This is a genomic window from Streptomyces sp. NPDC055078 (assembly GCF_053607985.1).
In genome coordinates this window covers 1-19,813 of the sequence record NZ_JBSGUP010000076.1, presented here as the reverse complement: position 1 = coordinate 19,813, position 19,813 = coordinate 1, and the positions used below count along the sequence as shown (strand labels likewise).

20 protein-coding genes and 1 pseudogene are annotated in these 19,813 nt (G+C 70.9%); 14 read left to right on the top strand and 7 right to left on the bottom strand.

What is annotated here, in order from left to right:
- The 4 genes from ACWF94_RS09755 to ACWF94_RS09740 all read left to right on the top strand — a co-directional run.
- Window positions 1-1,081 (top strand): FAD-binding oxidoreductase (locus tag ACWF94_RS09755; protein WP_453486404.1); only part of this gene is annotated, 1,081 nt, incomplete at its 5' end.
- Window positions 1,082-1,083: 2 nt separating this feature from the next.
- On the top strand, window positions 1,084-2,850 hold the full coding sequence (locus ACWF94_RS09750; protein WP_453486402.1) for an amidohydrolase: 1,767 nt from the start codon (window positions 1,084-1,086) through the stop codon (window positions 2,848-2,850).
- Between the two features lie 302 nt (window positions 2,851-3,152).
- Complete coding sequence (locus tag ACWF94_RS09745; protein WP_453486400.1) at window positions 3,153-4,556, top strand: MFS transporter; 1,404 nt, start codon at window positions 3,153-3,155, stop codon at window positions 4,554-4,556.
- Window positions 4,557-4,606: 50 nt separating this feature from the next.
- Complete coding sequence (locus ACWF94_RS09740; RefSeq protein WP_453486407.1) at window positions 4,607-6,346, top strand: gamma-glutamyltransferase family protein; 1,740 nt, start codon at window positions 4,607-4,609, stop codon at window positions 6,344-6,346.
- Window positions 6,347-6,353: 7 nt separating this feature from the next.
- Here ACWF94_RS09740 and ACWF94_RS09735 read toward each other — a convergent pair whose 3' ends face one another.
- Window positions 6,354-7,187 (bottom strand): FadR/GntR family transcriptional regulator, encoded by an 834-nt coding sequence (locus ACWF94_RS09735; RefSeq protein ID WP_453486398.1) that lies wholly within the window; start codon window positions 7,185-7,187, stop codon window positions 6,354-6,356.
- A gap of 213 nt (window positions 7,188-7,400) precedes the next feature.
- On the opposite strand from ACWF94_RS09735, the gene ACWF94_RS09730 reads away from it, so the two are divergent.
- From ACWF94_RS09730 to ACWF94_RS09715, 4 genes are all read left to right on the top strand, one after another.
- Window positions 7,401-7,823 (top strand): RidA family protein, encoded by a 423-nt coding sequence (locus ACWF94_RS09730; RefSeq protein ID WP_453486396.1) that lies wholly within the window; start codon window positions 7,401-7,403, stop codon window positions 7,821-7,823.
- Window positions 7,824-8,249: 426 nt separating this feature from the next.
- Window positions 8,250-10,058: an amidohydrolase gene (locus tag ACWF94_RS09725; RefSeq protein WP_453486395.1), complete on the top strand. Its 1,809-nt coding sequence runs from the start codon at window positions 8,250-8,252 to the stop codon at window positions 10,056-10,058.
- A complete protein-coding gene (locus ACWF94_RS09720) occupies window positions 10,055-11,548 on the top strand; it encodes an amidase (protein WP_453486393.1) in 1,494 nt (497 codons plus the stop codon). The genes ACWF94_RS09725 and ACWF94_RS09720 overlap by 4 nt, the downstream gene beginning before the upstream one ends.
- Window positions 11,549-11,751: 203 nt before the next feature.
- A complete protein-coding gene (locus ACWF94_RS09715) occupies window positions 11,752-12,465 on the top strand; it encodes a helix-turn-helix domain-containing protein (RefSeq protein ID WP_453486391.1) in 714 nt (237 codons plus the stop codon).
- Here ACWF94_RS09715 and ACWF94_RS09710 read toward each other — a convergent pair.
- Entirely contained in the window at window positions 12,447-13,025 is a 579-nt protein-coding gene (locus tag ACWF94_RS09710) for a dihydrofolate reductase family protein (protein ID WP_453486389.1), read from the bottom strand. The two genes, ACWF94_RS09715 and ACWF94_RS09710, sit on opposite strands and share 19 nt — an antisense overlap.
- Window positions 13,026-13,326: 301 nt before the next feature.
- Here ACWF94_RS09710 and ACWF94_RS09705 point away from each other — a divergent pair, with 301 nt between their 5' ends.
- Entirely contained in the window at window positions 13,327-13,917 is a 591-nt protein-coding gene (locus tag ACWF94_RS09705) for a TetR/AcrR family transcriptional regulator (RefSeq protein WP_453486406.1), read from the top strand.
- On the opposite strand, the gene ACWF94_RS09700 is transcribed toward ACWF94_RS09705, so the two are convergent.
- The gene (locus ACWF94_RS09700) at window positions 13,887-14,513 is read right to left on the bottom strand and encodes an ABC transporter ATP-binding protein (protein ID WP_453486387.1); all 627 of its coding nucleotides are present in this window, start codon (window positions 14,511-14,513) and stop codon (window positions 13,887-13,889) included. The genes ACWF94_RS09705 and ACWF94_RS09700 overlap by 31 nt on opposite strands.
- The gene (locus ACWF94_RS09695; protein WP_453486385.1) at window positions 14,459-14,851 is read right to left on the bottom strand and encodes an ATP-binding cassette domain-containing protein; all 393 of its coding nucleotides are present in this window, start codon (window positions 14,849-14,851) and stop codon (window positions 14,459-14,461) included. Before ACWF94_RS09695 ends, ACWF94_RS09700 begins: the two co-directional genes overlap by 55 nt.
- 216 nt (window positions 14,852-15,067) lie before the next feature.
- Between ACWF94_RS09695 and aac(3) the strand changes: the two genes are divergently transcribed.
- Window positions 15,068-15,922, top strand: coding sequence for an aminoglycoside 3-N-acetyltransferase (gene aac(3) / locus ACWF94_RS09690; RefSeq protein ID WP_453486383.1), 855 nt, complete (start codon window positions 15,068-15,070; stop codon window positions 15,920-15,922).
- Window positions 15,923-16,033: 111 nt separating this feature from the next.
- Here aac(3) and ACWF94_RS09685 read toward each other — a convergent pair whose 3' ends face one another.
- Entirely contained in the window at window positions 16,034-17,500 is a 1,467-nt protein-coding gene (locus ACWF94_RS09685; protein ID WP_453486381.1) for an MFS transporter, read from the bottom strand.
- Between the two features lie 175 nt (window positions 17,501-17,675).
- On the opposite strand from ACWF94_RS09685, the gene ACWF94_RS09680 reads away from it, so the two are divergent.
- Window positions 17,676-18,047 carry a winged helix-turn-helix transcriptional regulator gene (locus tag ACWF94_RS09680; RefSeq protein WP_453486379.1) on the top strand — a complete coding sequence of 124 codons (372 nt, stop codon included), beginning with the start codon at window positions 17,676-17,678 and terminating at the stop codon, window positions 18,045-18,047.
- Between the two features lie 122 nt (window positions 18,048-18,169).
- Here the strand turns inward: ACWF94_RS09680 and ACWF94_RS09675 are convergent, their stop codons facing one another.
- Both ACWF94_RS09675 and ACWF94_RS09670 read right to left on the bottom strand, forming a co-directional pair.
- Window positions 18,170-18,331, bottom strand: coding sequence for an imine reductase family protein (locus ACWF94_RS09675; protein ID WP_453486377.1), 162 nt, complete (start codon window positions 18,329-18,331; stop codon window positions 18,170-18,172).
- 62 nt (window positions 18,332-18,393) lie between these two features.
- Window positions 18,394-18,621: pseudogene (locus tag ACWF94_RS09670) on the bottom strand (NAD(P)-binding domain-containing protein); the annotation flags it as partial.
- On the opposite strand from ACWF94_RS09670, the gene ACWF94_RS09665 reads away from it, so the two are divergent.
- The 3 genes from ACWF94_RS09665 to ACWF94_RS09655 all read left to right on the top strand — a co-directional run.
- Window positions 18,620-18,820, top strand: coding sequence for a hypothetical protein (locus tag ACWF94_RS09665; protein WP_453486409.1), 201 nt, complete (start codon window positions 18,620-18,622; stop codon window positions 18,818-18,820). The pseudogene ACWF94_RS09670 and the gene ACWF94_RS09665 sit on opposite strands and share 2 nt — an antisense overlap.
- Before the next feature lie 148 nt (window positions 18,821-18,968).
- Window positions 18,969-19,571 (top strand): DUF1989 domain-containing protein, encoded by a 603-nt coding sequence (locus ACWF94_RS09660; protein WP_453486375.1) that lies wholly within the window; start codon window positions 18,969-18,971, stop codon window positions 19,569-19,571.
- Between the two features lie 26 nt (window positions 19,572-19,597).
- On the top strand, window positions 19,598-19,813 hold a 216-nt coding region (locus ACWF94_RS09655), incomplete at its 3' end, for an imidazolonepropionase-like domain-containing protein (RefSeq protein WP_453486373.1).

Sequence of the window (19,813 nt, the reverse complement as noted above, 5' to 3'; positions counted from 1 at the left end):
GATCTGGTCCGAGGTCATCGAGGCCGCCGCACCGTACGGACTGGCGCCGCTCAACGGCTCCTTCCCCGGCGTCGGCGTCATGGGCTTCACCCTCGGCGGCGGCCTCGGCCCCCTGTCACGGAAGTACGGATTCGCCGCCGACCATGTGCGCGAGATCGAACTGGTGACGGCGGACGGCCGGATCCGCCGGATCGACGAGAGCGTCGACCCCGAGCTGTTCTGGGGTCTGCGCGGCGGCAAGGGGAACTTCGGCATCGCCACCGCGATGGAGTTCTCCCTCGTCCCCGTCACCCGCCTCTACGGCGGCGGGATCTACTACGGCGCCGAGGCCGCGGCGGACGCCCTGCACACCTATCTCGGCTGGACCCGCGATCTGCCCGACGAACTCACCACCTCCCTCGCGCTGCTGCGGCTGCCGCCCGACCCGCAGCTCCCCGAGCCGCTGCGCGGCCGGTTCGTTGTCCATCTGCGGGTGGCGTATCTCGGCGGCCGACGGGAGGCCGAGGCGCTGATCGCACCGATGCGCCTGGTCGGCGGTGTCCTGCTGGACGGCATCGGCGAGCTGCCGTACACGCGGATCGCGACGCTGCACAACGACCCGCCGGACCCGATGGCCTTCTGGGAGCGGAGCGCCATGCTCCACCGCCCGTCCGCCACCGACGCCGACGCCCTGCTGCGGGTCGCCGGACCCGGAGCCGAACTGCCCCTGGCGATGGTCGAGCTGCGCCATCTCGGCGGCGCGGTCCGCCGCCCGCCGCGGAGCCCGAACGCGGTGGGCGGCCGGGACGCCGAGTTCGTCCTGATGACCGTGGGCGAGGTGGACACCCCGGGCGATCCCGGCGCCCAGGGCCGCCGGGAGGACGGAGTGACCGGCGCGGGCGCGCGGGTGATGCGGGCCGTGGCCGCCTGTGACTCCGGCGGCACCCTGCTGAACTTCCAGGGCACCGCCACCGCCCCTGACCAGGTGATGTGTGCCTTCGATACGGATGCCCACGACCGGCTGCGCAGACTGAAGCACACCCACGATCCGGGTCATATGTTCAGATTCGGGCATGTGATCCCCGCAGGCATCCAGGAGTGACCATGGCGAACGCGCAACGGCGACCGGACGACGGCCGCACCTGGCTCCTGCACGGCGGTCCCGTCCACCCGCTCGGCGGCGACGACCGTACGTACGACGCCATCCTGCTCCGGGACGGCAAGGTCCTCGGGGCGGGGGACCGTGCCGATCTGAGCCGTGCCGCCGGCTCCCGGGTGACGGAGGTCGATCTCGACGGCCGTACGGTCGTGCCGGGGCTGATCGACATCCATCCGCACCTGATGCAGCACGCGGCCCAGCTGGCTCCGTTGGTGGACATCACCGATGCCCTGGACCACGACGACATCGTCGCGCGCATCGCCGAACGGGCCCGCACCACGCCCCCCGGCGAATGGATCATCACCACCCCCGTCGGCGAACCGTTCTACTTTCTGCGCCGCTCCTACCGGGACCTCGCCGAGGGAGTGCTCCCCGACCGGCGGGTGCTCGACCGGGCGACGAGCGAGCACCCCGTACTGATCCAGGCGTGGGCACCGGTCACCCCGAACATCTGCGTCTTCAACACGGCGGGTCTGCGGCGCGTCGGTATCACCGACTTCATCCCGGACCGGGTGTGCGACGTCTGGATCGACAAATACCCCCGATCGTCCGGCGGTGACGGGTCGGCGACCGGAATCCTGCGCGGATCGGTCAACCAGATCTACAACTTCGATCCGTTCTGGACGCAGATCCTGCGACAGCTCCCCCTGATGCCCGCCGACCCCGCCACCGTCACCCCCGCCGCCATGGCGGCGTACAACGCCCGCGGGGTCACGACCGTCTACGAACCGCACAATATGACCCCGCTCTACCTCGACGCCTACCGAAAGCTCCACGCCGACGGCGCGCTCACCACCCGGGTCGCGATCTCCCTGGAGGTGGAGAACTGCGCCCGCCCGCCGTTCCAGCCGCTCACCATGGGCGAGTTCGGGGACTCGATGGCGCGGGGCCGCGAAGCGCTCGGCGAAGGCGACGAACTGCTGCGCGTGTGCGGGCTGACCCTGGCCGCGTCCGGTGGTCCGTGCTGGCCGGGGCACATGCAGATGCCGGAGCCGTACGAGGACCCGTACGGCCGGCCCACCAAGGGGACACCGTTCATCTCACCCGAGAAGATCGAGGCGTTCGCCCGCTACTGCCTGGACCATGACATCCGGGCCAACTTTCTCGCCGCCGGACTCACCGACCACGACACGATCCTCGGGGTCCTCGACACCCCCGGTATCGCCTCCCGGATGCCCCGGGGCCCCGGCCGTTCCTGGATCGTGCAGCACGCCCCCGTGATCACCGAACCGCAGGCGCGGCACTACCAGCGCCTGGGATTCGATCTCACCACCTGCCCCGGGTTCGCCTGGGCGAAGGGGGAGATGTACGGGGAGCGGATCGGCCGCCACATCTGGCGGGACACCGGACCGCTCAAGCGGCTGGTCCGGGCCGGTCTCACGGTCGCCTGCGGTACGGACTGGGGCCCGAAGAACCCGTTCGAGCAGATGAAACTCGCCCAGACACACACCTTCGCGGTCAGCGGGCGCAGCAACGCCACCGAGGACCACGCCGTGACCCGGCGTGAGGCCCTCGACATGTGGACGACCAACGGCGGACGGGTGCTCGACTGGGGTGGCGTGGGCACCCTGGCACCCGGCGCGGCAGCGGATCTCATCGTCCTCGACCGCTCCCCGCTGACCTGCGACATCGATGAACTGCCCGCCACCCGGGTCGAACTGACCATGCTGGCGGGCCGGGTGGTGCACGACCCGGGCGCCCTCGCCGGCTGACCCGGCGCCCCGGGGGATCACACACCCCCGGGGCCACACACCATCCGGGTTCCCCCCTGCCACGGCAGGGCCCCCGCACCACGGGCCCGCGCCGCGGCCGGGCTCCCGTGTCCGTGCCCCGCTCCCCGTCCCACCGTCGGTTCCCCGGAACCACCAGCGGGCGCGGCCATCCGCGCCGTACGCCCTCCCCGTACCGCTCACCCACCGTCCGGCGAGCCGTCGCGCGCGCCGGACGCGCCCTTCGCACACCCTCACGCTTCCTCAATGCTTCATCCGTCTCCGGTACATCCGGGAGGTTCGAGATGCGAGATTCCGTCAGACCGACCCCACCGAACGGGCCGACCCCACCGAACGGGCCGTCCGCGCCCGCGCAGGCGGGCAATCCGCGCCGGGTCGCCACCGCGTGCATGGTCGGCACCATGATCGAGTGGTACGACTTCTATATCTACGGCATGGCCGCGGCCCTCGTCTTCGGCCCGCAGTTCTTCCCCAGCCTGTCCCCGCTCGCCGGCACCCTGGCCTCCTTCGCCACCTTCGCGGTCGGGTTCGGGGCCCGTCCGCTCGGCGGTGTGGTCCTCGGCCACTTCGGCGACCGGGTGGGCCGCAAGACCGTCCTGGTGGTCTCGCTGCTGCTGATGGGTCTGTCCACCTTCGCCATCGGCCTGCTGCCGACCTACGACCAGATCGGCAACTGGGCGCCCATCCTGCTGGTCCTGTGCCGCTTCCTCCAGGGCATCGGCCTCGGCGGCGAGTGGGGCGGCGCGGCGCTGATGGCCGTCGAGCACGCGCCGAAGAACAAACGCGGGCTGTACGGCAGCGCGATCTCGCTGGGCATTCCCGCCGGTCTCGTCCTGGCGAACCTGGCGTTCCTGCTGATGGCACGGCTGGCGCCGGGCAGCGCCTTCGCCGACTGGGGATGGCGGGTGCCCTTCCTGCTCAGTCTGGTCCTGGTCCTGGTCGGTCTGTGGGTGCGGCTGAACGTCGCAGAGAGCCCGTACTTCAAGAAGGCCCAGGAGCGTGAGGAGGAGCAGCGGCTGCCGCTGACCGAACTGGTGCTGAAGTACCCCAGGCAGCTCCTGCTGGCGGCGGGGTCGTTCATCGGCAACAGCGCGATCGGCTACATCGTGATCGTCTATCTGCTGACCTATACGACCACCGTGCTGGACCTGCCGAGGCAGCAGATCATGTGGATCGTCCTCCTCAGCATGATCGTGCTGGCGACCACCATCACCCTGTCCGCGCGCTACTCGGACCGGCTGGGGCGCCGCCGGGTCTATCTGCTGGGATCGGTGGGCCTGCTGATCTGGTCGGCCGCCTTCTTCCCGCTGATCGACACCGGCTCGACCGCGCTGATCGCGGTCGCCGTGACGGTGATGAACGCACTCTCCGGCATGGTGCTGGGGCCGCAGCCCGCGCTGTTCGCCGAGATGTTCAGTACGAGGGTCCGGTACAGCGGTGCCTCGCTCAGCTATCAGCTCGGCGCCCTGCTCGGCGGTGCCATCGCGCCGATCGCGGCGACCTCGCTGTACGGCTGGGCGGACAGCTCCTGGCCGATCACCGTCTATCTGCTGGTGATGTCGCTGATCAGCCTGGTCTGTGTCTGGGCGTTCAGCGAGACGCACAAGCGGGACCTGGACGACGAGGGCCGGGACCGGAAACCTCCGGCCTCCCCGGGCATGACGCGGATTCGAGGGGTGGCGCGGTGACCGGGACATCGGGTACCACCACCAGACCCGGACTCGCGGGCACGTTCGGCATGGTCTCCTCCTCGCACTGGCTGGCCAGTGGGGCCGCCATGGCCATGCTGGAGCGCGGGGGCAACGCCTTCGACGCCGTCGCCGCCGCGGTGTTCACGCTCCAGGTCGTCGAGCCGCACCAAAGTGGTCCCGGCGGCGACATGGTAGTGATCTTCGCCGGGGGCGACGGCCCGGCGGCCGACGTGCTCTGCGGGCAGGGGCCTGCCCCGGCCACGGCGACGATCGGCGCGTTCGACGGCCTCGGACTGGACCTCGTACCGGGTTCCGGGCTGCTGCCCGCCACGGTGCCCGGTGCCACACCCGCGCTGCTGACCATGCTGCGCGACCAAGGCACCCTGCGTCTGCGCGAGGTGATCGAACCGGCCGTCGGATACGCGCGGTCGGGCTATCCGCTCGGTGCGGCGGCGGCGGGGACCATGGCGGCGACGGCCGGTGTGTTCGCCGAGCACTGGCCTTCGTCGGCCGAGGTCTATCTGGGCCGGGGGCAGCCCCGCGCGGGCAGCCGCTTCACCAACGAGCGGCTGGCCAGGACGTACGAGCGGCTGGTCGGGGAGGCCGAGGCGGCGGGCGCCGACCGTGAGGCACAGCTGGGCGCGGCCCTGCGCGCCTGGAGTCAGGGCTTCGTCGCGGACGCGGTGGACGCCTTCGCGCGCCGCCCGGTGCCGGATGCCACCGGTTTCGTCGCTCCCGGCTTTCTGTCGGGCGAGGACATGGCCCGCTGGAGCCCCGGCTACGAACCGGCCGTCAGCACCGATTTCCGGGGGCTGACCGTGTGCAAACCCGGCGCGTGGAGCCAGGGGCCGGTACTGCTCCAGCAGTTGCGACTGCTGGAGCCGCTCGAACTCGTCCCCGGCACCGAGGAGTTCGTCCATCTGGTCACCGAGTCCGCCAAGCTCGCCTTCGCGGACCGGGAGGCATGGTACGGCGACGGCCCGGACGTCCCGCTGCCCGAACTGCTCTCGGAGCCGTACGCGGCCGGGCGCCGCGCCCTGATCGGTGAGGACGCCTCACTGGAGCTGCGGCCCGGCTCACCGGGCGGACGCACCCCCCGGCTGCCGGCGCTCGCGGCGACGGCGGCGGACCGGGTCTCCGATGTGACCACCGCCGAGCCCACCCTCGCGACGGCGGTGTCGCGCGGCGGTACGGGGGCGACCGGCGGTGACACGGTGCATGTCGATGTGGTCGACCGCTGGGGCACCATGGTCGCCGCGATGCCGAGCGGAGGATGGCTCCAATCCTCGCCCGTGATACCCGAATTGGGCTTCGCGCTCGGCAACCGGCTCCAGATGACCTGGCTCCAGGACGGCCTCGCCGGCTCGCTGCGGCCGGGCCGGCGGCCCCGTACGACCCTGTCGCCCTCGCTCGCACTGCGTGACGGGCGGCCCGTGCTCGCCTTCGGTTCGCCGGGGGGAGACCAGCAGGATCAGTGGCAACTGCTGTTTCTGCTGGGGCATGTGGTGGGCGGGCTGGGGCTTCAGGAAGCGATCGAGCGTCCTGTCTTCCACAGCGCGCACTTCCCGGGCTCCTTCTATCCCCGCCAGGCGCGGCCGGGACAGCTGGTCGCGGAGGAACGGTTCGGGCGGGAGACACTCGGGCGGCTGGCCGGGCGCGGGCACGGTGTGGTGCGCGCGCCGGACTGGTCGCTCGGCCGGATGTGTGCGGTGGGCCGTGACCCGGGGGGCATGCTGACGGCCGCCGCCGACCCCCGGGGCGGGCTGAACTACGCGATCGGCCGGTGACGGCGGCTCAACGCCTGCGCCGCCCCGGCTCCGCCGCGCGTGAGCCGTCGGCGCCCCGGTCGCCCTGGGCCTCCCAGCTCGTCTCGGGGGTGGTGACCCACGAGATGTCGGGTGCCGCCGGGGCGGCCGGGGCCTCCTGATCGATGGGGCTGGTCACGGGGTTGAGCGCATGGCGCTCGGCCGCCTCGGCCGCCGCCCCGGGATCTCCGGCGATGATCGCCTGCACCAGGTCGATATGGATGTTGAGCCGGTGCTTCTTGTATCTGGTGTGCTCCTCCAGGGTGCGGTGCGGCACCACCTCCGTCGCCTGGTCCTGGATGAACTGCACAAGCCCCAGATACATGGTCTGAAGGATGTGGTTGCGCACGATCTGGGCGATCCGCTCGTGCAGGCGCCAGTTCGCCCGCAGGAACCTCTCGGGGTCGTTGACGGCCTCGGCCATCGCGTCGATGAGGACGCGCAGGTCGGCGATGTCCCGAGCACCGCGGAACCGGGCCGCGTCGCTCGCGACGACCGGCTCCAGGCCATTGCGCACGGCGATCGCGTCGATCACGCTCACCGGCTCGCTGTGCACGGTGAGCAGGGTCTGGCCGAGCCGGACCACGGGGTCGGTGGGGGCGACGAACAGCCCGCCGCCGGGGCCGGGGCGCAGGACGACCCGGCCCTGGGCCTGGAGGAGCCGGACCGCCTCATTGACGGTCGCGCGCGCCACACCGCTCTCCTGGCGCAGCTCCTCCTTGGTCGCGATGCGGTCACCGGGAGTGAGGCGTCGGCGGGCGATGAGGTCTTCGATGTATTTGGCCAGGGTGTCGGCCTTTGGAGCGTTTCCGGTCAGCGCCATGGGAACGAGTATAACCAAAAAGCCTTGAGGGGGATTGACAGCGGGTGGACGGGTCGGCAGGCTCTAAATAAGCATAATCAATATTCCTGATGCGGGTGGATCGTAGGGGTCGGTGCGCGGGTTGCCGCCCCAGGCCGGGGACCGGCTGGTGAGGTCCCCGGATCCCCGGCGAATGCTCAGCGTCAGGGCGCACAGAGTCAGGAGATGTCAGCGATGGCCATCGAACGCATTGACACCGAGCCGGCGCGCGCCGCCGAGCTGCCGTACGCCCCGGCGGTCAGGATCGACGCCCCCGCGACGATGTACTTCCTGGGCGGAGCCACCGCGATCCCGCTCTACCACAACCATCCGCATGTCCCCGAGGAGTGCGTCCTGCCCGACGACATCGTCGAGCAGACCCACCGGGTCATGCGCAACATTCAGCAGGTCCTCGACCACCTCGGGCTGACCTGGCGGAATGTCGTCAAGACGACCGAGTACATCACTGACATACGCGACGCCGACCTGATGCACGCGACCATGGACGAGTACTACCGGGGCTGGACCCCGGCGGCCACGATGGTCGCGGTCAACAACCTCAGCGCGCCGGGTGCGCGCTTCGAACTGGACGCCGTGGCGATGGGACCCGCGACCTGACGGGGTCCGGCGGCCTGCTTCCCCACCGCCCCCCCCGGAGGAGGCCGGATCGGCCGGAACCCGCTTCCGCACAGGTGAGGAGTTCACCGCCCCCGCCGGGGGAGGCCGGACCTCCGGGGCGCCCCGGCTCGGCACCATACGGCGGGCGGTGACGCCACCGCCCCGCGCCCCACTGACCGCCCCCGCCCCACCGCACGGCCTCGCGCCCCACCGCACGGCCCCCCGCCCCGCCGCACGGCGGTTCGCCCCGCCCTGCCGGAGTCACCCGCTTCCCCTTTCCGCCCGCCAAGGGAACCGCACCGCTCTCCGCGACGGAGAGCACCCGGAGACGCCCGATTCCATCACCGGCCGAGCCGTCCTCCGGCCGGCCCCAGAGCCCAGACCCGCCCCGTGATCCATCGGGTCACACACCAGGAGGGCACACCCATGCCCAGACCCCCGTCAGCCGCGACCCTTGACGACTCCACACCCACCGCTTCCGCCGATACCGTCCTGACGAATGCCCATGTCCTCACCGTCGACGCCGAGTTCAGCTCCGCGCGGGCCGTGGCCGTCACCGACGGCCGGATCGTCGCCGTCGGCACCGACGACGACGTCGAGCGATTCATCGGCCCCGGCACCCGGGTGATCGACCTCGGCGGGAAGACCGTCCTGCCGGGGTTCATCGACACCCATGGGCACATCGGCCTCTTCGGCCAGGAGAAGCACTGGGTGAACCTCGAAGGAGCGGGATCGGTCGCCGAGATCTGCGACCGGATCGCCTCGGCCGCCGCGAGCGCACCGGCCGGCGCCGCCATCGTCGCCACCCCGGTCGGTGACCCGCCCTACTTCTTCCGGGTCCCCGAATGTCTCGGCGACGGGCGCTTCCCGACCCGCGAGGAACTGGACGCCGCCGCACCGGACCATCCGGTCTATGTCACCGCACCGACCAACCGTGTCCCCAACAGCGCCCTGTTCAACACCCTCGCGCTCCGGCTCGCCGGGCTGCTCGACGTGGAGACCTTCGCCAAGGCGCTGACCGACGGCGAGGACAACGGCATCTCGGTCACCGACGAGGCGTACTGGCTGGACGGCATCGAAGTCGTACGGGACCGGAGCACCGGGCTCCCGACCGGCGAACTCCGCAATATGCAGCCGATCTACAACCCCTCCCGGTACTACGACAAGGTCACCCCCTTCCTGCCGAGGCCGACCTACGAGTCCATCCGCGAGGGCATCCGGCTGATGGCGCCCGACTTCCTCGCCCATGGCACCACCACCCTGCTGGAGAACCACCTCACCCAGCCCGAAGAGGCCCGTGCCTACGCCGAACTGGGCCTGCCCCTGCGGATTTTCTACGCCCACGAGATCGATGCCCGGCGCCCCCTCGACGAGATCGAGCGGATGCTGCGCACCATCTCCTTCAGTGGCCGTGAGGGCTTCGGCAACGACCATCTGGGCTTCGCCGGCGTCAGCATCGGTGTGGACGGGCCGCACTGGCACGGCGCCGGAGTCGCCGACGAGCCGTACCGAGGGCCGGACGGCACCATGATCGACCCCGATCCGCTGGTCCCGGAGGAGACCTACCGCGCCATCGTGGGCATCGCCGCCCGGCTCGGACTGCGGGTGCACACCTGCGCAGGCGGCCGGCGGGCGATCCGGATCGCGCTCGACGCCTTCGCCGCCGCCGACCGGGAGTCCTCGATCGCCGACCGCCGGTTCGTGCTGGAGCACTGCGAGTTCCCCACCCGGGAACACATCGCCGAGTGCAAGCGCCTCGGCGTCGTCCCCACCACCACGACCAACTTCCTGTGGGGCAAGGTCTCCGAGGTGTTCATCGACCGTCTCGGCGGCGGCGACTACGCCGAGAACGCCATCCCCCTGCGCTGGTGGCTCGACGCCGGAGTGCCGGTCGCCCAGGAGACCGACTGGGGCCCGCACAGCGTGATGTTCTCCATCTGGCAGTCGCTGGCCCGGGAGTCCGGCCTCACCGGCGAGGTCATCGGCGCGCACCAGCGCATCACCCGCGAGGAAGCCATCCGCCTCTTCACCAACAACGGCGCCCACGCCCTGTTCAGGGAGAACGACCTGGGCTCCGTCGAGGTCGGCAAGTTCGCCGACCTCGTCGTCCTCTCCGATGACCCCATGACCTGCCCGGAAGCAGCCATCAAGGACATCGAGGTCCTCGCCACCATGATCGACGGCAAGGCCGTCCATGGCCACGAGGTACTCGGCGAGCACCAGGAGACCTCATGAGCGACACGCACGACATCCACTTCATGCCCGCCACCGAGCTGGCGCACCGGATCCGCAGACGCGAACTGTCACCCGTGGAGCTGCTGGAGATCGTCATCTCCCGGATCGAGGACCGCGACCCGGAGATCAACGCCTTTGTCTTCAAGGGCTACGACGAGGCCCGGGAGCGGGCGCGGGCGGCCGAGCGGGCGGTGCTCAGCGGCGACAGGGGCACGGACCTCGGCGCGTTCCACGGAGTGCCGACCGCGATGAAGGACCTCTTCGACTTCAAACCGGGCTGGCCGTCCACCATGGGAGGGGTACGGGCCCTCGCGGGCAACATCGCCGACTTCGCCTGCGGCTGGGTGGAGCGGATGGAGCGCGCGGGCGCCATCATCGTCGGCAAGACGAACGCACCCGTGCTGGGATTCCGCGGGCTGTCGGACAACCCCCTGTTCGGCCCGACCAGCAACCCCTTCGATCACACCCGGAACGCGGGCGGCTCCTCCGGCGGCAGCGCGGCGGCCGTCGCCGAGGGCATGGTGCCCTTTGCGGAGGGCACCGACGCGGGTGGCTCCATCCGTATCCCGTCCGCCTGGTGCGGGGTCTACGGCTTCAAGCCGTCGGCCGGCCGCGTGCCTGCGGTCATGCGGCCCAACGCCTTCGGCGGGACCAGTCCCTTCGTCCACGAGGGCATGATTACCCGCACCGTCCGGGACGCCGCCGTCGGCCTCGGAGTGCTCTCCGGAGCGGACCCCCGCGACCCGTTCAGCTTCGGCTTCCCCACCGACTTCTCCGATGACCTCCACCGAGATCTGCGCGGCTGGCGCATCGCCTACAGCCCCGACTTCGGCGGCTATCCGGTGGATCCGGAGGTCGCCTCGGTGGTGGCGCACTCCGTCCGGGCCTTCGAGCGCGCGGGTGCGATCGTCGAGAAGATCGATCTCGACCTCGGGTTCAGCCACCATGAGCTGACCGATCTGTTCAACCGGCACATCGCCGTCCAGAACACCGAGACCGTGCTCAATCTCCAGGCCCAGGGTGTCGATCTCCTCGGTGAGCACGCCGGTGACATGCCGCGCGAACTGCACGATTCCGTGGCGGCCGGGCAGCGGATGTCCGCCATGGATGTCTCCCGGGACCAGATGCTCCGCACCCGGGTCTACGACGCCGTGCAAGCGGTGTTCGACGACTATCGGCTCCTGCTCACACCCACCGTGGGCGTGACCGCGGTGACCAACGCGAAGGACGGGGAGAGCAAGGGGCCCACCGAGATCAACGGGGACCGCGTCGATCCACTGCTCGGCTGGTGTCTGACCTACCTCGTCAATATGACCGGGAACCCGGCCGCGTCCATACCCGCGGGCCTGACCGGTCCGGGGCTGCCCGTGGGGCTTCAGATCATCGGGCGCCGCCAGCAGGACGGCGATGTGCTCGCGGCGAGTTCGGTGTTCGAGGACATCCAGCCGTGGCAACACACCTATCCGGGACGGTCGGGCCCCGCCGCCTGACGGGTGTGCCGTCCGGCAGGGCGGCGGAACCCATCCGGGCCGCACGGCCGGGGGCGGCCGGGGCGGTCGGGGCGGTCGGGCCGGGGCCGGGGGCGGTCGGGCCGGGGCGGTCGGGCCGGCCAGGCAGTGCCAGGCCGCCCGGGCCGCTCTGGCCGTGCGTACTGCCGATGCCGGGAACAGCTCCGCCGACGTATCCTTCCCCCGTGGAACTGTGTTTCGAGACGCGCCGGTCCGACTCACCGTGGGTCGGCAGTGTGTGGAGCTGCACGAGCGAGCGGGTCACCACGATGACGTCCGTCGCGGGGGTGTGCTGGGGCTTGGTGTTCTGGGGGCAGGACGGCCGGGCGTATGCGGGCGTCACCGGTCCCGAGACCCGGACCGGCACGGCGCCGGTGCCGGAGGGCGCGACCTTCACGGGTATCGAGTTCGCCGTGGGCACCTCGTTGCGGGCCGTGCCCACGCCGTCGCTGGTCGACGGTGGGGTCGAGCTGCCCGACACCACGCGGCGGACGTTCCGGCTGGACGGCGCGCGCTGGGAGACGCCCGGCCCCGATGACGCCGAGGCCCTGGTCGAGCGGCTCGTCCGGGCCGGGATCGTGGTGCGTGACCCGCTCGTCGCCGAGGTGGTGCGGGGCCACCGCCCGGCGGCCGTCTCGGAGCGCACGGTCGAACGCCGGTTCCGCGCCGCGACCGGGCTGACGCGGGGTGCCGTCCGGCGGATCGAGCGGGCCCGTACGGCGGCGGAGCTGCTGGCGGCGGGCGTTCCGGCGGCCGGCGTCGTCGCCAAGCTCGGCTACTTCGACGAGCCGCACCTGGCCCGGGCACTGCGCTCCTGCGTCGGACGTACCGCCGGGCAACTGCGCGAAGGTGCCGGCGGTGCGATCGCCCTCGACCTGGATCAGCGCTCGACGTCGTAGACCAGCTTCACGATCCCGTTCGAGTAGCTCTCCGATTCCCGCAGCGTCAGCATCTGCTTGTCGCGGTCGGCCCGGCCGAACACACTCTTCCCGGCACCGAGCAGCACGGGGAAGAGGAGCAGGTTGTACTGGTCGATCAGGCCCGCGTCCGACAGCCGCCGGGCCAGCTCCGCGCTCCCGTGGATGAAGATCGCGCCGCCCTCGCTCTCCTTGAGCGCGGCTACGTCCTCGGTCGAGCGCAGGATGGTCGTCGGCCCCCACCCGTCGACGAGGGCATCGTCGGACAGTGTGGCCGACACCACATACTTGGGCAGCTCCTTGTAGTCGGCGTGGTCCGCCGAACCGGGCCAGAACGGTGCGAACGCTTCGTAACTGCGGCGGCCGAACATCAGCGCCGTCGTGTCGGCGAGCTCCTCGCCCTTCAGCGACCAGGCGGCGGGGACGAACTCCAGGTCCTTGACCACCCAGCCGCCGCTGCGGTGCTCCTCCCCTGATCCGCCGCCGGGCGAGTCCACCACGCCGTCGAGCGACATGAAACCGGTGTAGACGAGGTCACGCATGGTGCTGTCTCCTCATGATCGGGTGCGCTGATGGGCCCCACGGTAGATCGTGGCCGTGACGGCTGTCTTGGACGGAAACGACAGCGGACTCCGCGGCGGGCGGAACCGGACAACCCGCACCCCGCACGGGGTTCACCGACTCCCCGCACCCTGCCGCCTTGTATGGTGGAGTGAACAACCATTTACCACTACGGGGAGCTGCTGGTGGCCACGACCGAGAAGGCCGGCGCGGCGCGGTCGGCGAAGGAGACGCCGCTCGTGAAGAGCACACGGCGGCGGATCGAGGAGGTCCGCGACGGAGCTGTTCTACCGGCAGGGCTACCCCAAGACGAGCGTCCGCGAGATTCTCTCCGCTCTCGGGATGACGCCGGGCGCGATGTACAACCACTTCCGCTCCAAGGAGGAGTTGCTCTACTCGATCGCCTCGCGCAATCACGACGAGATCGAGAAGCGGCTGGCCGACGCCCTGGACCGCGCGTGCGACGGGCCGGCCGGGCAACTGTGGGAGCTGGCCCGCTCGCTCACGGTCTACGGCACGATGTTCCGGACCGAGGCGCTCGTCGCCCGCTCCGAGTGGCAGCACCTGCCTGAGGAGATGGGTGCGGAGATGCGGGCGAGCGAGCGCCGGATGCGCCGGATGTTCGAGAGAGTGCTGCGGACCGGCACGGAACAGGGCGTGTTCCACCTCGCGCTGCCCGATGGCCGCCCGGCCGACATCCCGGTGTCGGCCAAGGCGGTCATCGATATGTGCATGAACGCAGGGCTGTGGTTCCGGCCGTACGGCCGGGTGAGTGCCGAGGACATCGCCACCCAGTACGGAGTGCTGGCCCTGCAGGCGGCAGGCGTGCCGTATGACGCGGTTCAGTCGGTGGCCGCGGCGGCGCCCGGATAGGCCCGCCGGATCTCCGGCCCGTCGCGCAGCTCGGCGGCCGGGCCGTCGGCGACGATCCGGCCTGTCTGCATGACGTAGGCCCGGTCGGCGGCCCCGAGGGTCCGTGTGACGACCTGATCGACCAGCAGCACCGTCATGCCCGCCTCGCGCATCTCACGCACGGAGGCGAAGACGCGGTCGACGATGACCGGCGCCAGACCGACGGACGGTTCGTCGATGAGCAGCATGCGCGGCCGGCCCATGAGCGCCTGGGCGATGACGGCCATCTGCTGTTCGCCGCCGCTGAGAACCTCCGCCCGGGCGGTGAGCCGGTCGCAGAGGAAGGGGAAGAGCCCGAGGACGAAGTCCAGCCGCTCCTGCTCCTCGGCCGAGGTCAGCCCGCGCCGCCACAGGCCCAGATCGAGGTTCTCGCGGATCGTGAGGCCGCGGAACAGCCTCCGCCCCTCGGGCACCTGCACGAGCCCCCGTCCACTGATCGCCTCGGCGCGCAGCCCGGTGACGTCCTCGCCGGCGAACTCCACCGTGCCACCCGTCGCCCTGATCAGACCCGATACACAGGACAGGAGCGTCGACTTGCCCGCGCCGTTGGTGCCCACGAGCGCGCAGATCTCCCCCTCTCCCACCTCCAGGCCGATGTCCCGTAACCGGCGGCCGGTTCGTCCATCAGCAGCAGCCGGGGGTGGGCCATCAGCCCCCGGGCGATCTCCATCAGCCGCTGCCGGCCGTGCGGCAGCAGCCCCGCAGGCCGGTGCGCGTCCGCCGCGAGACCGACGAAGTCGAGCAGGCCCAGGGCCTCGTCGCGCAGCTCCCGGGACTCGCGCCGGGCCGACGGAAGGGTCAGCACCTGTGCGGCGACCCGGGCCCGCTCCCAGACGCGCACGGAGAAGCGCGGAACGGCGATGTGGCGGTACGGCGATGTGGCGGTACGGCCCACACGTCCGCCCGGGACGGACCGAGGGCCCGCTCCGACGTCGGACACCGCCGGCGAGTGCGGGCTCCGCTCGCCCCCGCGCGGCTGATACGGCAGGCGGGGACACATCCGCCTCGGTACCGTGACCGCCGCCGCGCTCGCCCGGTTCCGATGACGACGTCGGCGGTGGGACGTCAATCGGTTGGAACGTGCCCGGGTGCGCTGGATACCGTCGCGTTCATGGATGAATTGATACTGCTCAACCGCTCCGACGGTCCGGTCACCCGCAGCCGGCTCGTCCACGACCTGACCGCGCTCGGCCTCGCCGACGGCGACACCGTGATGTTCCATACGCGGATGTCCGCCATCGGATACGTGGCGGGCGGCCCTCAGACGATCATCGACGCGCTCCGGGACGTCGTGGGCGAGCAGGGAACCCTGATGGTGACCTGCGGCTGGAACGACGCCCCGCCCTACGACTTCACCGACTGGCCACCAGCCTGGCAGGACGCCCTGCGCGCCGAGCACCCCGCATACGACCCGGACCTCAGTGAGGCGGACCACAACAACGGCCGGCTCCCCGAAGCACTGCGCCGTTGGCCGGGCGCGGTACGCAGCCGGCACCCCGACGCCGGGTTCGCCGCGCTCGGAGTCGCGGCGACCGCGCTGATGGCCGATCATCCCTGGGACGACCCGCACGGCGCCGCCAGCCCGCTGGCCCGCCTGGTCGCCATGGGCGGCCGGGTTCTCCTGCTGGGCGCTCCGCTGGACTCCCTGACACTCCTGCACCACGCCGAGGCGCTTGCCGAGGCCCCCGGCAAGAGATTCGTGGAGTACGAGCAGCCGATCCTCGCCGATGGGGAGCGGGTCTGGCGGCGATTCCACGACATCGACTCGGAGGACGGGGCCTTTGACTACTCCGGTGTCGTGCCCGAGGGGACGTGGCCCTTCGAGGTCATCGCCCAGGACATGCTCGTTGCCGGAATCGGCGGCAAGGGCCTGATCGGGGCCGCCGAAAGCTATCTGTTCGAAGCCGGAGACGTGGTGAACTTCGGCATCGCCTGGATGGAGGAGAAACTGGGCGGAACCCGGTGACCCGCCCGACCGCGGGCAGTTCACCCTACTCGGCCCCTGATGCCCGGAGCGGCGGCCAGCCGATGACCGGGTCGACAGTGACCGCTGGCACGGCCAGGGGAAGCGCGCACCTCAGACGCTCTCCCCCCGGCCCGGGCGGAGCAGGACGGCTGCCAGGACCGCGGTGACGACCAGGGCGACCGCCGCGATCACCGCCACGGTGGCGAAGCCGCGGTCGTATGCCTGCCGGGCCGCGTCCAGCACGGCGTCCGCGGTCACCGGTGGCAGGCGCGACCCGAGGTCCTCGGCGGCGGCGAACGACTCGCCGGCGGTGACCCGTTCGCCGGGACCGAGGCCGGGAACCGGCGGCATACTCGTGCGGTAGACGACGGCCACGACAGTGCCGAGGACGGCGACGCCGAGGCCCGCGCCGAGTTCGAAGGACGTTTCCTGGATGGCCGCCGCCTCTCCGGAGCGTTCGGGGCGAGCCGCGCTCATGATGGTGTCCGCGCCCAGCGTCATGACGATGCCCGCGCCGTATCCGGCGGCGAGCAGCGACGGGAGGAGCGGGCCGTAGTGGTCGGTGTCGCCGACGGCGGCGATGACCGCGTACGCGAGCGCGAACAGCAGCAGCGCCGCCGTGAGCGCCCCGCGATTGCCCCACCGGTTCGCCACCCAGGGCGCGGTGACGGCACCGATGGCGTTGGCGGCGGCCAACGGCATCAGGGAAAGACCTGCGCGCAGTGGGGAGTATCCGCCCACCTGCTGGAGCCACTGGGTGAGGAAGAACAGCAGGGCGACGTAGCTGCCGAAGCAGCCGATGACGCAGACAGCGGCGGTGGCGAAGCGGCGATCGGCGAAGAGCGACAGGTCCAGCAAGGGCTCCGCCCGGCGTCGTTGGCGGCGGACGAAGACGTACAGCAGCGCCGTACCGCCGAGGGCGGTGACGAGGATCGCGGTGTTCACGCCGCCGTGTTCGCCGGCCTGTTTGAGGCCGTACAGCAGGCTGCCCAGTCCGGTGACGGAGAGCATCACGCCGGCCAGGTCCCAGCGCCGGGGTACGGGGTTCTTCGACTCGGGGATGACACGTGCCCCGACGACCAGGATGACGACGATGACGGGAACGTTCACCAGGAAGACGGCGCCCCAGCCCCACCGCTCGGCGACCAGCCCCCCGACCAGTGGCCCGATCGTCGCTCCGACGCTGTGGGCGGAGGTCCACACACCGATCGCGAAGGCCCGCTCACGGTCGTCGGTGAACACGACCCTGATGATCGCCACTGTCGAAGCCATGATCATCGCCGCGCCGACCCCCAACGCGGCACGTGCGGCGATGAGTTGTCCGGTGGACGTTGAGAACGCGCACACCGCCGAGGCCAGCCCGAACACGGAGAATCCGCTGAGAACCATGCGGCGTCGGCCGATACGGTCGCCCAGGGTTCCGCAGGTGACGAGCATGGCGGCCAGCGCCAGGGAGTACACGTCGACCATCCAGAGCAACTGCGCGGCGTCGGGCCGGAGATCCCGGCTCACACTCGGTATCGCGACGTGCAGCACGGTGAGGTCGATTCCGCACAGCAGCAGGCTGCCCGAAATCACGGCCAGGACTGTCCACCGTTGCCGCGACACCGGCCGGTCTTCTCCCGCTGACGTGCCAACCGGTGCGGGCCTATCCTTGTGCAACATGAACTCAGTTCAGTAGGTACCTGCATGGGCCGCAAGTACGGTCTTTTCTGTCCCCTAGTGCAGTTCGGTATACCAATGGAGGTCAGCAGTGCGTTCCAGCATCGAAGAGACTCCGGATTACTGCGCGGTCGAGTTCGCCATGGAGGTTCTCGGGGGCCGTTGGAAACTGGCGATTCTCAAGCAGCTGGCGCCGGGCACTCTGCGCTTCGGGGAAATCAGACGCGCGCTGCCGGCCATCACCCAGCGCATGCTGACCCGCCAGCTGAGGGAACTGGAGAGCGACGGTCTGGTGAGGCGGACCGTGTACCGAGAGGTCCCGCCGCGCGTCGAGTACACACTGACCGACGTCGGGCACAGCCTGGACTCCATCACCGAACAGCTGGACAAGTGGGGTCGGTGGTACCGGACGGCGGTGCACCGGGGCGAGCCGCCGTCCGGCCCCCGCCCGACCACCGCGTGAGCGAGGCGAGGGGCCGGATCCACGGCGTCCTGCCGATCTCGTCGTGAGCCGGGCGGGGGAGTGACCCCGGAGTCCCGGTCCAGGCAGTTCATGAGGCGCGGACCGGGGCTGCCGGGGAGGTGTCAGGACCGGTTGGCCCGGTGCTCCAGGTAGTGGCGGGTGAGGCGGGCGATGTTGTCGGCGCCATGGCCCGCGTCGATGACAGCCTGGGCGAAGGGGCGGACGGCCCCGAGCGGCCCGGGGTCCATGCCTCGGCTCTCGGCGGCGTGGATGATGTGGTTCATCGTGGTCACGTTCGATGCGATGCCGGATCCGTCGGCGGGGAACTCGCCGCGCTGGAGCCCGACGCGTCGTAGTCGAGCACACAGACGATCACCAGCGGGCTGGCGGCCACCGCATCGGCGGGGGATGCGGCCAGGACGGCCCCATCGGCGACGAGCGCGTCCGCCTTGGCCGCGGTGCGGTTCCATACCGTCGTACGGTGGCCGGAGTTCACGAAAGCGGCCGCGATGGCCGCCCCCATCGGACCGAGACCGAGACCGATAACGGTGACGGGGGTCTTCTCTGCGGGAATGTCGTTCCTTTCATCGTTCGGTGATTCCACCGATCTGTCGGTCGGCCGCCGGCGCCGGGCCACGGGTGTCCGTTCCGGGGTGCGCGAGGGCGAATCCGCGCATGGGTGCGAGCCACCGCGTGTGTCCGGCATTCTGCGCGGGGTACTGGTGGACTTCGACCGGGACGGAGTGGCCCACCATCTGCTGACCTCCGGCTGACGGCACGGCAGGCGGAGGTCCCATCGGGCCGATGGACCTGCTCGACCGGCTTCACCGCTCGACCGGCTTCACCGCGCAACCGGCCGAGCAGGTTCAATTGAAGTCAATCGATCAAGCGATTCAACCAATCAAGAGATGGGGAGCAGCAATGAACGAGACCGGACGATCGGTGACGATTCCGCCGCAGCAGGGGCGCGCGTTCACCGTCGCCGCGGGCGAACTCGTGCAGATCACCGATGTGGAGGGGCATCAGGTCGGCGATCTGTGGGTGATCGACGCCGAGGACCACGGCCGCTGGCTGTCCACCAGCCACAGCAGGGACCGGCTGGAGCGGATGTTCCCCCGGGTGGGGGAGTCGTTCACCGATCAGTTCGGCGACCCGATCACCGAGTTCACCGCCGACGCCTCGCCCGGCAGGCACGACATGCTCTTCCCGCCGTGCAATCGCTGGCTCTACGAGAGCGACGGGCTGTTCGACCACCCGAACTGCCAGGACAACTTCCTCGCCGCCGCCGCCTCGGCCGGAGTCACCCTGCCGGTGGTGCCCGATCCGGTGAACTTCTTCCAGAACTCGGCCCCGGAGCCGGACGGCACCCTGAACGTGCTCACCGCCGCGTCGGCGGCCGGCGACTCGGTCACCCTGCGTATGCTGCGCCCCGCCGTGGTCGTCCTCACCTCGTGTTCCGTGGACAACTGGCCGACGAACAACAAGTACTGCACTCCGCTGCTCGCCCGGATCGGCCCCGCGTGAGCGCGCCGCCGAATCCACCGGTTCCCGTGGACCCTCCGGGGTCCGCGGAAGCCACCGGACCGGTACGGATCGTCAGGCGCCCGGCGCGTCCACACCATGGCCGGGTCCCCGGCACGGCCGGGACGGGCCGGGAGGTCACCGCGCTGGCGGTCCTTGGCGAGTGGATCGTCGCCACCGGGACGACGGCGGAGCTGCGGTCGCGCTTCCCCGGGGACGATCACCCTCGACCACGGACCGAGGGG

Coding starts and splice junctions, on each gene's coding strand:
- ACWF94_RS09665 (WP_453486409.1), top strand. CDS start 18,620: ATGTCGTTCCTTTCATCGTTCGGTGATTCCACCGATCTGTCGGTCGGC.
- ACWF94_RS09730 (WP_453486396.1), top strand. CDS start 7,401: ATGGCCATCGAACGCATTGACACCGAGCCGGCGCGCGCCGCCGAGCTG.
- ACWF94_RS09660 (WP_453486375.1), top strand. CDS start 18,969: ATGAACGAGACCGGACGATCGGTGACGATTCCGCCGCAGCAGGGGCGC.
- ACWF94_RS09735 (WP_453486398.1), bottom strand. CDS start 7,187: ATGGCGCTGACCGGAAACGCTCCAAAGGCCGACACCCTGGCCAAATAC.
- ACWF94_RS09750 (WP_453486402.1), top strand. CDS start 1,084: ATGGCGAACGCGCAACGGCGACCGGACGACGGCCGCACCTGGCTCCTG.
- ACWF94_RS09710 (WP_453486389.1), bottom strand. CDS start 13,025: ATGCGTGACCTCGTCTACACCGGTTTCATGTCGCTCGACGGCGTGGTG.
- ACWF94_RS09725 (WP_453486395.1), top strand. CDS start 8,250: ATGCCCAGACCCCCGTCAGCCGCGACCCTTGACGACTCCACACCCACC.
- ACWF94_RS09675 (WP_453486377.1), bottom strand. CDS start 18,331: ATGAACCACATCATCCACGCCGCCGAGAGCCGAGGCATGGACCCCGGG.
- ACWF94_RS09740 (WP_453486407.1), top strand. CDS start 4,607: ATGGTCTCCTCCTCGCACTGGCTGGCCAGTGGGGCCGCCATGGCCATG.
- ACWF94_RS09720 (WP_453486393.1), top strand. CDS start 10,055: ATGAGCGACACGCACGACATCCACTTCATGCCCGCCACCGAGCTGGCG.
- ACWF94_RS09745 (WP_453486400.1), top strand. CDS start 3,153: ATGCGAGATTCCGTCAGACCGACCCCACCGAACGGGCCGACCCCACCG.